Source organism: Pseudomonadota bacterium (genome assembly GCA_030859565.1).
Taxonomy (GTDB): domain Bacteria; phylum Pseudomonadota; class Gammaproteobacteria; order JACCXJ01; family JACCXJ01; genus USCg-Taylor.
The window spans coordinates 1-12,314 of sequence record JALZJW010000120.1; the positions used below are offsets into that span (position 1 = coordinate 1).

A 12,314-nucleotide genomic window follows, 5' to 3' on the forward strand; every position below is an offset into this window, starting at 1 on the left:
CAGGCTGGCACGATAGCGATAGGGGTTCTTTTGCTTACTCCGCCACGCGGGCTTTAGGTGCTTACCGCTGGGACAGACGTAACGGTTGTACTCGGCATCGAAGATAAAGGCAGAACGTCCGAAAGTGATCCACCGCGAATCCTTCGCCTCCTACAAGCTCTGGATACCCAAGCCAGTCCCGCGGTGCGCAACGAAGAAGTGAACGCCGCCCAACGCATGATCGAGAGGGTCGAAGAACGCTTTGGCATTAAGCCAAACCGCTTGGTAGGCGACACCGCCTATGGCAGCGGCCCCGCTCCTTGATATACGTGTCTTGCCGCAAGATCGGAGAACCTGCAACTGGCGCCGTGATACTAGGAACAGCTTCTGGGGGCACTAGCGTATTAACGACGTCAGATAGTACCTGCTCCACTGTGCCGACGTTCTCGCGGCTAACATGTTGCGTCTGCCCCGAGGCCGCATGTGCCGCAGCGGAAAGAACCTGGGCAAAATCGACTTTTCCCGCTAGATAGTCCGCAAACAGGGGTTCAAGCTCCCCTTTGTCTTCAGGCTCGAGTCGATACAGCTCCTTCTTTCGCTCCAACGTCCGCTGGAGGGCGTCTAGACCAACCCGTTGTGAAGTCGGGACGAAAGACTGAATTCGCTCGTAGATGTGCACGCGGACTAAGTCCTTTGTGAAGCCATCAAGCAGCTCTGGCGATCGCTCCACCACCTTCAACACCGCCAGTAGTGCAGGCCATGTCCTTGAAAGCGTCAGCACAACCTTGTCCCCCTGGATGTGAGCAAGTATTGGAACGCCATGACTAATCCTGGCCCACTTCACATCAACATCTTCGATTAGATAGTCGGACTTCAGGGTCCGCGCAATGGCCAGCGTCAGGCCGAACTCATCCCATGAGAGAACATGCGGCTCATAAGTTTCCAAGATGCTTGCGGTGTCCGGGACAGTCGGCATCTTCAGAACCTCGGTGAGGTAGCGCTGCTGAACGTCACGTCGGGGATTTGTCTGGCTGACTCTAACGAGGGGCCGTTCTTCACTGGGAAACATCTTGATCGTTTCCGGATCCGATCCTGCATACCACTGCAACTCCAGGCCCGCATGGTGCTTCGACAACTCGCCCATCTCCTCACGCTTGTTACCCGGCTGCACTTGCACACTCACCCGATTGGCCCACGCGATTTGCCCCAACTGAAGAATGTGTTGTTGAAAGGCCGGGAGAGCGTCAGCGAGTGGCGAGTCCTTCAAAAGTTGGGAAACGGCCAACTCAATCGCAGGAACGAGCTGCGAAACCTCCTGGATTGATTCGCGGGTTAGCGCTTCGCGACCGGCGGTCGGGTAGATAAAAGGGAGATCCGCATAGCCACCCAACTGGTACACGCCAGAAACCGGTATGGGGGCCAAGCCGAACCTGGATCTAAGCCCCATGAGTTGGCCACCCTGGTGACGCAGCCAAAATTCTGCTTTAGAAAGTACGCCGTCAATTTGAATGTCGCGAACGGTGACGCCAAGTTGGCCGCCGTCGGTCCACAGATGGACACCTAGCGAAAACCTGCCAGCGTTCGCTTGCTGCGAGCCCAATGCTGTCCAAGCCTCAGTGATGCCGACAGCAACCCGCGGATCTTTCCCACTAATGATTTCCCCATTCAAAGATACGGGGACGGTAAGGAAGCGGACGAACGGGTAGATGTAATTGCGAAGGCTAGCCACATCTACTCGGTGTGCTGGGTCGATATCGGCGACTAGCACGGTGCCTTCGGCAATGGAGTCGTCAGCGAGTTCCATTTGAATGCAATTGGCTCCAATGGCCAGTTCGCTCTTTCGTGCAAAAGTGCGAATGCCAACGGATGAATCAACCTGCCGCGTTTCCAGGCACAGTCGGTGGCAGACGCCGAAATTTGCCATCGCACCTATGCCGAAGATGCCGATTACACCTGCGGACCTGGCTTCGGGAGTATTCTTCCCAGACGACCCCGCTCGCCAGAAGTTTTCTCGAAGTACAGCCTCTGACATGCCAATCCCGTTGTCACGAATTTCTATTCGCTCGGGCGTGGCCGCAATCTGAACTGAAAAGTCCGATAGGCTCTTGCTTTCGCGATTGGCGCGCATTAGCACCGCGTCATAGGCGTTTTGTACGTTCTCTCGCACCATCGCGTAAGGCGAGTCATAAATCTGCTTGGAAAGAATCTCCAGGATCCGGTCTGTCTGGACGAGAAACGGGATCTGCGAGCTTTGCGACATCACCGTCCTCCGAGGCGGCTACGCCACAAAGCGACAGCCTGGATCACGCCTAGATCCTCGCTATGCTTCGCGATCGATGACTCAAGCAACTTCGCCAGATCATCTCTTCGTCCAAGCTCGTAAAGCGATTCGCATAGAACTATGAACTCCTCCGGCGATGTCGGTGCATCAATGACCGTGACGATCTTATTCCAGTCTTGAAGCGCGGCAAGCGCGTGAACTGCGAGACGTCTTGCTAATGCGTCGCCTATATGGGGCTGTACTAGTCTGTATGCCTCCTTAGCGTCGCCCACCCGAAGCAACCTGTCCGCTTCAGCAACGACTTGAATGAGCGTGCCCTGACGAGCGGTACTTGGAGCAAGCGGAAAGGTGATTGAAGAGCCCGAAAACTCAGCCACGTGGGCGTCACCCCACACCGGCAGACTGAAGTCCGCGTTCTGCATGTCCCGGACGTGCATCGTGCACTGGCGCGCCTCCGGATCGATGATGAGAACGTTGTAGGCGCGCATCCGGCCACTCGGAAGTGATCCGGGGCCACCGCATAGTGTGCCGGCACTCAGTACCACGATATTTCGTTTGCGATCCGCGGTGAACCGGTGTTCAATAAATTGGGGGCGATGTTGGTGACCGTGGAGGGCGAGTACAAAGCCGCCGTCCATCAGACTCTGCAACATGTCCGCATCCACATAGTCTGATTCCTTGGGACCACCCTGGATGCTGTGGTGCCACACGGCTATGGCGAGGCGCCCGCGACGCGTGTATTCGGCGACTCTGCCGGTGGCGCCGGCAATGCACTCAGGATGGATACGGCCAGTCCTGTTGAACGGATCGTTCTCGTGGCAACTCGATAGGGATCCGAACACGAGGCCGAGCTCCGGGAAGTCATGAATCGCGAATTGCTTCGCCGGCTCAAGAGAAAACGTTCGCTTTCCTTCGTAGAAGTTGTCGTAAAACTCAGCGTATGGAGACAGCCGCCTGTTGTACTCGTCCACGTCAGTGAGCCGACGCATGGAAAGGTTGCTCCAACTCCATCGTAACGGCGTTCCGTCCTGAACAAATTGTTGACCCAGGAACGCACGAGCGTCGCTTGATACGGGGAGGTCAACCACTTCCGTAGAACGCACTACGTGTGGGAGGCTAATGTCGTGATTCCCGGGGACAATGATAATCCGCTCTCTATCGCCAGCAAGGAAGGCATCAGCCAACCGAACTAGGAACTCGTGGGCTTCCTTGTACTGCTCCTTGAGTCTCGCATCGGAACCGTCATCAGTTGTCGTCACGCCGTAAACAATGTCTCCGCTGACGACGACCAATTCTGGTTTCTGGATCGAGCCGTCTGACGTGTAGCGATTTCGATCGCGGCGAAGTGATTCGAGAAGGGTAGACGTAGTGATTCGGCTCCCTGCGTCTCGGTGCAGATCCGAGATATGAACGACTGAAGCTGGCATCCGCTGATTGTACACGACAGCCTCGCAATCGTGACGCCGGGCAGTCGAACGACCGCTGAGGGTCGGAAGCCGAGATTCAACCTGAGACACTACCCACCTTTCCTACCTCTGGCCAGCGCCGATGATTTTCGGTATCCTCTTGCACCCTTGAAGCAGGCGCGTAGCTCAGCTGGTTAGAGCACCACCTTGACATGGTGGGGGTCGTTGGTTCGAGTCCAATCGCGCCTACCAAATTTCCTTGATACTGCGGGGCGCCAAGGTTAACGCCCTCTCCCTCCGGGAGAGGGCAGGGGTGAGGGGATAGAGAGACCGATGAACAGTCTGGCCCGGGCGCTGAGGAAGAATTCGACCGAGGCGGAGCGGTGCTTGTGGAGTCGATTGCGCGGTCGACGGCTCGAGGGCGTCAAGTTTCGACGTCAACAGGTCCTTGGACCCTACGTCGTGGATTTCCTCTGCTTGGAGCCCAAAGTTGTCATTGAGGTCGATGGTGGCCAGCATGCCGAGCAGGTCTCGAACGACTTGCGACGGACTGAATATCTCAAGGTATTGGGTTATCGCGTGCTTCGATTTTGGAATCATGACGTGCTTGGAGATCCTGACGCCGTGTTGGAGAGTATTCGCGCTGCCTTGGTTGAGATCCCCTCACCCCCGCCCTCTCCCGGGTGGGAGAGGGAGTTAACGGAATACCCATAGATTCTGTGCCGAGGAGCCATAATTTAAAACCTCCGAGAGTTCGGCGATGGAATCGCTAGAGCCAGCCGAACGCGCAAGCGCCTAAATCGCCCCATGCCCGCAGTCGCCCTCCCCGACGGGAGCCGCAAGGAATTTCCGCAACCGGTGTCCGTGGCCGAGGTCGCCCAGGCGATCGGCCCCGGTCTCGCCCGCGCCGCCTTGGCCGGCAAGGTCGATGGGCGTCTTGTGGACACCTCGTATGTCATCGATCGGGATTCTCAGGTCTCCGTCGTTAAAGCTACCGACCCCGAAGGGCTTGAGGTCCTGCGCCATAGCTGCGCGCACCTCCTGGCCCAAGCGGTCAAGAGCCTGTTTCCCAACGTTCAGGTGACGATCGGTCCGGTGATTGACGATGGGTTTTATTATGACTTTGCCTACGAACGCACCTTCACACCCGAGGACCTCGAGGCCATCGAGGCCAAGATGAGGGATCTCGCCAAGAGCGATTTCAAAGTGACTCGCTCCCTCCTGGCGCGCGACGAAGCCGTGGTGTTTTTTAGAAGCTTGGGGGAACACTACAAGGCCGAGATCATCGCCTCCATCCCCGACGGGGACGAGATCTCGCTCTACCGCCAGGGCGATTTCATCGATCTCTGCCGCGGTCCGCATGTCCCCAGCACCGGCAAGCTCAAGGCCTTCAAGCTCACCAAGGTGGCCGGCGCCTATTGGCGCGGGGATCCGCGTAATGAGATGCTGCAACGTATTTACGGCACCGCGTGGCCAGACCAACAGGCGCTCGATACCTATCTCCGGCGGCTGGAAGAGGCGGAGAAACGCGATCACCGGAAGATCGGCAAGCACTTGCACCTCTTTCACATGCAACCCGAGGCGCCGGGGATGGTGTTCTGGCACCCGAAGGGGTGGGCGATCTATCAGACCGTCCAAGCCTACATTCGCGAGAAACTGCACCGGCACGGTTATCAGGAAGTCCGGACCCCGGAGGTCGTGGATCGAAGCCTGTGGGAGCGATCCGGGCATTGGGATAAATTCCGCGAGGTCATGTTTACCACCAGCTCGGAGAACCGCGATTACGCGGTCAAGCCGATGAACTGCCCGTGTCACGTGCAGATCTTCAACCAAAGCTTGCGTAGCTATCGGGAGCTGCCGCTGCGGCTGGCCGAATTCGGTTCTTGCCATCGGAACGAGCCGTCGGGCACCTTGCACGGGCTGATGCGCGCGCGCCATTTCGTGCAAGACGACGCGCATATCTTCTGCACCGACGATCAGATCCAACACGAGGTCTCAGCCTTTATCGACCTGCTGTTCGAGGTCTATGGTGATTTCGGCTTTAGCGACGTCATCGTGAAACTCTCCACGCGTCCCGCGGAGCGCGTTGGCAGCGACGCTGTCTGGGATAAGGCGGAACAGGCGCTCGAAGTGGCGTTGAACGCCAAGGGGCTCGCGTGTGCGCTGCAACCGGGTGAAGGGGCTTTTTATGGCCCGAAGATTGATTTTTCACTCACCGATTGTATTGGGCGCGTCTGGCAATGCGGCACCATTCAGGTCGATTTTTCGATGCCGGAGCGTCTAGGCGCCCACTATGTCGCCGAGGACGGCGCGCGCCGCACGCCCGTGATGCTGCACCGGGCGATCCTCGGCTCGTTGGAGCGTTTTATCGGGATCCTGATCGAGGAGCATGCCGGGGCCTTGCCATTATGGTTGGCGCCGCTACAACTCGCGGTTCTCAACATCACCGATGGCCAAGCCGAGTACGCGCAGCGGCTCGCGGAAACCCTTGTAGCTCACGGATTTCGAGTGGTTCCTGACTTGAGAAATGAAAAGATCGGCCTTAAAATCCGCGAGCACACGTTGCAGCGAGTGCCGTATATGATCATCGCCGGCGACAGAGAGATGCAGACGGAAACCGTTTCGGTGCGCACCCGCGCCGGTAAGGATCTGGGGACGATGAGCTTGATCGAGATGACTGGGCGCCTACAAACCGAGATCACGACGCGCGGCCGGAATCAGCGGGAGGATTGAGATATCGATAAGAAAAATCGGGTCAATGCTTCGATTAGCGCACCGCGCGTGCGCTTGATCGGGCCGGATGGGAATCAAGTCGGCGTTGTTTCACTGGCGGAGGCTCAGAAGTCTGCGGAGGAGAATAATCTAGACCTGGTGGAGATTGTCCCGACGGCGGACCCTCCCGTTTGCCGCGTGATGGACTTCGGCAAGTTTCTGTTCGAGTTGAGTAAAAAGCGCCATGCCCAAAAACGCAAGCAGAAGCAGATTCAGGTCAAGGAAATCAAACTGCGGCCCAGCACGGATGAAGGCGATTACCAGATCAAGCTCCGGAACATGATCCGGTTTCTCGACGAGGGGGACAAAGTCAAGGTCACGCTCCGGTTTCGGGGCCGGGAGATGGCGCACCAAGACCTGGGAGCGCAGATGCTGAAACGGGTCGAAGGGGATTTAGCCACTCATGCGGTAGTCGAGCAGTTCCCCCGTCTCGAGGGGCGGCAAATGGTGATGGTGGTGTCGCCCAAACGCGCGTAATAACAAGCACGGTTACAGAGCTTGAAGAAATCGTCGCGAGCAAGGCCGCCCGCGAGGCGCACGGAGCAGGACCGTTTCGCCGGGAGCGAAACGGCGCATCGGCCCCGAAGGGGCGAGTCCCAAGGATGGGACGAGCAACCGCAGTGTATGTGGAAATACATGAGGATTCCGAGCACCGCGCAACGAAGCGGGCGGGCTGCGCAGTTTGTTCACAAGCTCTCAGTTGAGGAGTAGGAAATGCCAAAGTTAAAAACAAATCGAGCCGCGGCGAAACGCTTCAAGCGTACGGCCTCGGGCCGGTTCAAGTACCGGCAGGCTTACAAGAGCCACATCTTAACTAAGAAGAGCGCCAAGCGGAAACGACAATTGCGCGGGTTGGTGACCATCGACGCTTCCGACCAACGCGCGATCACCAAAATGATGCCGTATTCCTAGGGAATGAGTAAGCTGCCATGCCAAGAGTAAAACGTGGAGTCACCGCGCGCGCAAGACACAAGAAGGTCCTCGCACAGGCGAAGGGCTATCGCGGCCGGCGCAAGAATGTCTATCGGATCGCCAAACAATGTGTCACCCGCGCCCAGCAATACGCCTATCGCGATCGGCGTCAGCGCAAACGTCAGTTCCGGGCCTTGTGGATCGTGCGCATCAATGCCGCGGCCCGGGAGTGTGGGCTGTCCTACAGCCGTTTGATGGACGGATTGCACAAGGCAGCCATCGAAATCGACCGCAAGGTGCTCGCCCACCTAGCCGTCAGCGACCAGGCCGCGTTTGCCGAAATCGCGGAGGCCGCCAAAGCGGCCTCCGCTTGAGGGCACTGCCGGCTAGTTAGTTTATAACGAGTAGCGCGGGAGATGGGGTTGGCCTTTCCTCTGTTTCTATCGGTACGTTTCACTCATGCTCAACGTCGCAGAGGTCATCGCGCAAGCCGAGCGTTCGATCGCCGCGGCGCAAGACCTGAGCACCTTGGACGAGGTGCGCATCAGCCTACTCGGTAAGAAGGGCGTTCTGACGGCCCTATTGAAGCAATTGGGCGCCTTACCGCCCGCGGAGCGTCCGGCGGCGGGAAAGGCGATCAATGGCGTCAAGGAAGCAGTTACCGAGGCAATCGCGAAACGCCAGGCGGTGTTGTACCAAGAACACCTGGCCCGTTCGCTCGAGGCCGAGCGCATCGATGTAACCTTGCCCGGACGCGGGCAGCGCCCGGGTGGGCTGCATCCGGTCACGCGCACCTTGCAACGCATCGAATCGCTGCTGACCCAGATCGGTTTCGAGGTCGTCGAAGGTCCCGAGATCGAATCCGACTTTTATAATTTCGAGGCGCTCAATATCCCGCCCGAGCATCCCGCCCGGGCGATGCACGATACGTTTTATTTCGATGAGCATACCGTGCTCCGGACCCACACCTCGCCGGTGCAGATCCGGGTCATGGAAGCGCGCAAGCCGCCCCTGCGGATCATCGCGCCGGGGCGGGTATACCGCCGCGATTCCGACTTGACGCATACGCCGATGTTCCATCAGGTCGAGGGCCTGATGGTCGATGTGGACGTAAGCTTCGCGCACCTCAAAAGGATCTTGCAGGATTTGATGCGCAATTTTTTTGAGCAAGAAGATTTGCGGTTGCGTTTTCGGCCTTCCTATTTCCCCTTCACCGAGCCTTCGGCGGAGGTTGATATCCAGTGCGTGATGTGCCGGGGAAGCGGCTGCCGCGTATGCGGGCAGGGCGGGTGGCTGGAAGTGCTCGGGTGCGGGATGGTGCATCCGCGGGTATTCGAACACGTCGAAATCGATAACGAGGCCTACACGGGCTTCGCCTTCGGCTTGGGGGTCGAGCGGCTGGCGATGCTGCGCTATGGCGTCGACGATCTACGGATGTTCTTCGAGAGCGATACCCGGTTCCTGATGCAGTTTAGATAACCGGCCCTAGGACCATCGCATGCGTGTGAGTGAAGCCTGGCTCAGGGAGTGGGTCAATCCGCCGGTGGCGACGGCGGGACTAGCCGAACGCCTTACCCTGGCCGGATTGGAGGTCGAATCGGTGGACCCGGTAGCAAAGGAGTTCCGGGGTGTCGTTGCGGCCGAGATCGAAGCGTTGCACCCGCACCCGACGCTTGCGCATCTGCGCGTCTGCGCCGTGAGCTACGGAGAACCGGCCGTGGTCGTCTGTGGCGCCGGCAACGTGCGCACCGGCATGCGCGTCCCTCTCGCCCGCATGGGCGCGGATCTGCCCGGCGGCAGGATCATCGAACGCGCATTCTTCGAGGGGGTGATTTCAGAAGGCATGCTCTGCTCCGCGAACGAGCTGGGATTGGCCGACACCGGCGAGGGTATCCTGGAGCTTCCGCTCGCGCTACCCGTCGGAGCGGATGTTTGGGAGGCATTAGGACTCGCGGACCAGGCGCTCGAGGTCGCTCTTACCCCCAATCGGGGTGATTGCCTGGGGGTGGCCGGGCTCGCCCGCGAGATCGGCGTTCTTTATGGCTGTCCTATCCATGGCCCCGCGCCCCATCGGGTCCGGCCCGGAATCGATGAGGTTTGGCCGCTTACGATCGCCGCCCCGGAAGCCTGTCCGCATTACGCCGGCCGCATAGTGCGCGGGATCGATCCACGGGCCGAAACACCGCTCTGGATGCGCGAACGCTTGCGCCGCAGCGGTCTACGCAGCATAAGCTCGGTCGTCGATGTCACCAATTTCGTGATGCTGGAGATCGGACAGCCGATGCACGCCTTCGATCTCGAGAAACTCCAAGAAGCCATCGTCGTGCGCTTTAGCCATGCGGGTGAGCGGCTCGCGCTCCTCGACGGACAGACGCTGGAGCTGGATGCGGACACCTTGGTGATCGCGGATGCCAAGCGACCGGTGGCTCTGGCGGGGATCATGGGCGGGGTGGAGACGGCGGTCACCGCGGCGACGCGCGCCGTGTTCCTGGAAAGCGCCTTCTTCACACCGGCGAGCGTGGCCGGCAAGGCGCGCCGCTACCGGCTGCAAACCGATTCCTCACACCGCTTCGAGCGCGGCGTCGATTTTGATCTCCAAGTCCGGGCCATCGAGCGCGCGAGCGAGCTCTTGGTAGCGATCTGCGGCGGCCGGCCGGGCCCCGTGGTGGATCGGCTCTACGCGGAACATCTTCCCCAACGCCAGGTGATAAAATTACGGGCCAGCCGCATCGCGCGGGTTTTGGGAACGGAGATCGCGGCGGCGGAAGTGGAAACTATCCTGACTCGCCTGGGGGTGCGGGTGAGCGGCGGGGATGGCGTTTGGGACTGCGTCCCGCCTTCCTTCCGGTTCGATCTGGCCATCGAGGCCGATCTCATCGAGGAGGTGGCGCGCATCCGGGGCTACGACACCATCCCCGGACAACCGCCGCGGCAGCGTATGAGCATGCGCGGGCGATCGGAGGCACAGATCGATCTCGGCCGCATTCGCCAGGTCTTGGTCGAGCGCGGCTATCAGGAGGCGATTACCTATAGTTTCGTGGATCCCGCTGTGCAGGCGCGCCTCACACCGGATCTCGAACCCGTGGCGCTAGCGAATCCGATCGCGAGCGATATGGCGGTCATGCGGACGAGCCTCTGGGCCGGGCTCCTGCAAGCGCTCAAGTACAACCAGAACCGTCAATGCGACCGCGTGCGTTTGTTCGAGAGCGGGCTGACCTTCGTCCGCGGACAAGGCGTGGTCGACCAGCGGCCGATGTTGGGGGGCGTACTCTGGGGTTTGCAAAATCCGGAGCAATGGGCCGAGCCCAAGCGGGGGGCGGATTTTTTTGATCTTAAAGGCGATGTCGAGGCTCTCTTGGCGCTTCGCGGCGACACGCCCGAAGGTCTTTCGTATCAACCCGCTGAGCACGCCGCGTTACATCCATACCATGCGAGCAGCGTTCACAAAGGGAACCAATCGCTCGGCATCTTCGGCGCCCTGCACCCCGGGCTGGCGGCGGCCCTCGCGCTGGTACACCCGGTATTCCTCTTCGAGCTCGAGTTAAATCTTCTCACCCAAGGATCGGTCCCACGATTCAGCCCCATCTCGAAGTTACCGATGGTTAGGCGCGATATTAGCCTGTTGGTGGACCGCGGCGTTGCGGCCGCCGAGCTGATACGGTGCGTCGCGGAAACGGCGCCAAATGGGCTAAAGGACTTCCAGTTGTTTGATTTATATCAGGGCGAAGGTATTGATCCGAAGAAAAAAAGTATTGCCTTGGGCTTGATCTTTCAAGGGACTTCAAGCACTCTAATAGACGCTGAAGTCGATCAAACGGTCGAGCGGGTCCTAAAACGGTTGCAGGAACGGTTCGAGGTTACATTGCGGAGCTAAGAGATTGTGAAGAAATCGTCAGCGAGCGAAGGAAGCTCGCGTTCCGCCGGCGCGCAGGAACCGGAGTGTATTGAAATACATGAGGATTCCGAGCACCGCCGGAACGCGAGATGCCGAGCGCAGTAGATTTATTCGCAAGCTCTAAGCGCTCGGGCGGGCGCGAGGGGTAGTTTGCAGTGTCTAACGAGGAAAAGGATATGAACACGGCGCTGACCAAGGCTGGGATGGCGGTCAAGCTTTATGAAGAGGTTGGCTTGAATAAGCGTGAGGCCAAAGATCTGGTGGAACAATTCTTCGAGGAGGTCCGGGCAGCGTTAGAGAGCGGGCGGCAGGTCAAGCTTTCCGGGTTTGGAAATTTCGACCTCAGAAAAAAGAACCGGCGCCCCGGCCGCAATCCTAAAACCGGAGAGGCGATACCCATCAGCGCTCGCCGGGTGGTGACGTTCCGGCCAGGACAGAAATTAAAAGCCAGGGTAGAAGCGTATGCTGGAAGCATCGAACAATAACGAACTGCCCGCGATCCCGGGAAAGCGCTATTTCACCATCGGTGAAGTGAGCGATCTGTGCGCGGTGAAACCCCACGTACTGCGCTATTGGGAACAGGAGTTTCCGCAGCTGAAACCGACCAAGCGCCGCGGCAATCGGCGTTACTATCAGCGGCAGGATGTGATCCTGATCCGGCAGATCCGCAGCCTCCTGTATGAACAAGGGTTTACCATCGGCGGGGCGCGGCAGCGGCTCTCGGGCGACGAAGTGAAAGCCGATTCGAGCGTGAGCCAACAGATCATCCGGCAATTGCGCGTCGAGCTCGAGCAAGTGCTCGATATCCTGCGCCGGTGATGGGCAGCGCGCCGCCGGCGGGGTACAATTCCTCATTCGGGGCGTAGCGCAGCCTGGTAGCGCACCACCTTGGGGTGGTGGTGGTCGGAGGTTCGAATCCTCTCGCCCCGACCAATCCATAAGTTATGGAAGCTCTGCAAAAGTGTCGCGAGCAAGCCCAGATGCGCGAAGCCGCGGAGCGAGTCGCGAGACATATCAGGTAGATAGGCGAGCGACGAGCGAGCACGCGACAAAGCAGATGGGCTGCGCA

General features: G+C 59.3%; 11 protein-coding genes and 2 tRNA genes. 11 read left to right on the forward strand and 2 right to left on the reverse strand.

Annotated elements, in window-relative coordinates; genetic code table 11:
• Nucleotides 1-247 precede the first annotated feature (247 nt).
• On the reverse strand, nucleotides 248-2,239 hold the full coding sequence (locus M3436_15625) for an ATP-binding protein (GenBank protein MDQ3565484.1): 1,992 nt from the start codon (nucleotides 2,237-2,239) through the stop codon (nucleotides 248-250).
• On the reverse strand, nucleotides 2,239-3,687 hold the full coding sequence (locus tag M3436_15630; protein MDQ3565485.1) for a metallophosphoesterase: 1,449 nt from the start codon (nucleotides 3,685-3,687) through the stop codon (nucleotides 2,239-2,241). The genes M3436_15625 and M3436_15630 overlap by 1 nt, the downstream gene beginning before the upstream one ends.
• 154 nt (nucleotides 3,688-3,841) lie before the next feature.
• Here M3436_15630 and M3436_15635 point away from each other — a divergent pair.
• The 11 genes from M3436_15635 to M3436_15685 all read left to right on the forward strand — a co-directional run bounded on the left by M3436_15635 (nucleotide 3,842) and on the right by M3436_15685 (nucleotide 12,178).
• Nucleotides 3,842-3,918, forward strand: a tRNA-Val gene (locus tag M3436_15635).
• A gap of 81 nt (nucleotides 3,919-3,999) precedes the next feature.
• Nucleotides 4,000-4,380, forward strand: a complete 381-nt coding sequence (locus tag M3436_15640; protein MDQ3565486.1) for an endonuclease domain-containing protein — start codon at nucleotides 4,000-4,002, stop codon at nucleotides 4,378-4,380.
• Between the two features lie 93 nt (nucleotides 4,381-4,473).
• A complete protein-coding gene (thrS, locus tag M3436_15645; GenBank protein MDQ3565487.1) occupies nucleotides 4,474-6,399 on the forward strand; it encodes a threonine--tRNA ligase in 1,926 nt (641 codons plus the stop codon).
• Between the two features lie 54 nt (nucleotides 6,400-6,453).
• Complete coding sequence (gene infC, locus M3436_15650) at nucleotides 6,454-6,915, forward strand: translation initiation factor IF-3 (protein ID MDQ3565488.1); 462 nt, start codon at nucleotides 6,454-6,456, stop codon at nucleotides 6,913-6,915.
• Nucleotides 6,916-7,152: 237 nt separating this feature from the next.
• Entirely contained in the window at nucleotides 7,153-7,350 is a 198-nt protein-coding gene (gene rpmI, locus M3436_15655; GenBank protein MDQ3565489.1) for a 50S ribosomal protein L35, read from the forward strand.
• A gap of 17 nt (nucleotides 7,351-7,367) precedes the next feature.
• Nucleotides 7,368-7,724 carry a 50S ribosomal protein L20 gene (gene rplT / locus M3436_15660; GenBank protein MDQ3565490.1) on the forward strand — a complete coding sequence of 119 codons (357 nt, stop codon included), beginning with the start codon at nucleotides 7,368-7,370 and terminating at the stop codon, nucleotides 7,722-7,724.
• Between the two features lie 85 nt (nucleotides 7,725-7,809).
• Complete coding sequence (gene pheS, locus M3436_15665; protein MDQ3565491.1) at nucleotides 7,810-8,829, forward strand: phenylalanine--tRNA ligase subunit alpha; 1,020 nt, start codon at nucleotides 7,810-7,812, stop codon at nucleotides 8,827-8,829.
• Nucleotides 8,830-8,848: 19 nt separating this feature from the next.
• Nucleotides 8,849-11,224 (forward strand): phenylalanine--tRNA ligase subunit beta, encoded by a 2,376-nt coding sequence (gene pheT / locus M3436_15670; protein ID MDQ3565492.1) that lies wholly within the window; start codon nucleotides 8,849-8,851, stop codon nucleotides 11,222-11,224.
• A gap of 197 nt (nucleotides 11,225-11,421) precedes the next feature.
• Nucleotides 11,422-11,730, forward strand: coding sequence for an integration host factor subunit alpha (ihfA, locus tag M3436_15675; GenBank protein ID MDQ3565493.1), 309 nt, complete (start codon nucleotides 11,422-11,424; stop codon nucleotides 11,728-11,730).
• Nucleotides 11,708-12,064, forward strand: a complete 357-nt coding sequence (locus M3436_15680; protein ID MDQ3565494.1) for a MerR family transcriptional regulator — start codon at nucleotides 11,708-11,710, stop codon at nucleotides 12,062-12,064. The genes ihfA and M3436_15680 overlap by 23 nt, the downstream gene beginning before the upstream one ends.
• A gap of 37 nt (nucleotides 12,065-12,101) precedes the next feature.
• Nucleotides 12,102-12,178, forward strand: a tRNA-Pro gene (locus M3436_15685).
• The last annotated feature ends 136 nt before the right edge of the window (nucleotides 12,179-12,314 follow it).

Coding starts and splice junctions, on each gene's coding strand:
- M3436_15625 (MDQ3565484.1), bottom strand. CDS start 2,239: ATGTCGCAAAGCTCGCAGATCCCGTTTCTCGTCCAGACAGACCGGATC.
- M3436_15630 (MDQ3565485.1), bottom strand. CDS start 3,687: ATGCCAGCTTCAGTCGTTCATATCTCGGATCTGCACCGAGACGCAGGG.
- M3436_15640 (MDQ3565486.1), top strand. CDS start 4,000: ATGAACAGTCTGGCCCGGGCGCTGAGGAAGAATTCGACCGAGGCGGAG.
- thrS (MDQ3565487.1), top strand. CDS start 4,474: ATGCCCGCAGTCGCCCTCCCCGACGGGAGCCGCAAGGAATTTCCGCAA.
- rpmI (MDQ3565489.1), top strand. CDS start 7,153: ATGCCAAAGTTAAAAACAAATCGAGCCGCGGCGAAACGCTTCAAGCGT.
- rplT (MDQ3565490.1), top strand. CDS start 7,368: ATGCCAAGAGTAAAACGTGGAGTCACCGCGCGCGCAAGACACAAGAAG.
- pheS (MDQ3565491.1), top strand. CDS start 7,810: ATGCTCAACGTCGCAGAGGTCATCGCGCAAGCCGAGCGTTCGATCGCC.
- pheT (MDQ3565492.1), top strand. CDS start 8,849: ATGCGTGTGAGTGAAGCCTGGCTCAGGGAGTGGGTCAATCCGCCGGTG.
- ihfA (MDQ3565493.1), top strand. CDS start 11,422: ATGAACACGGCGCTGACCAAGGCTGGGATGGCGGTCAAGCTTTATGAA.
- M3436_15680 (MDQ3565494.1), top strand. CDS start 11,708: ATGCTGGAAGCATCGAACAATAACGAACTGCCCGCGATCCCGGGAAAG.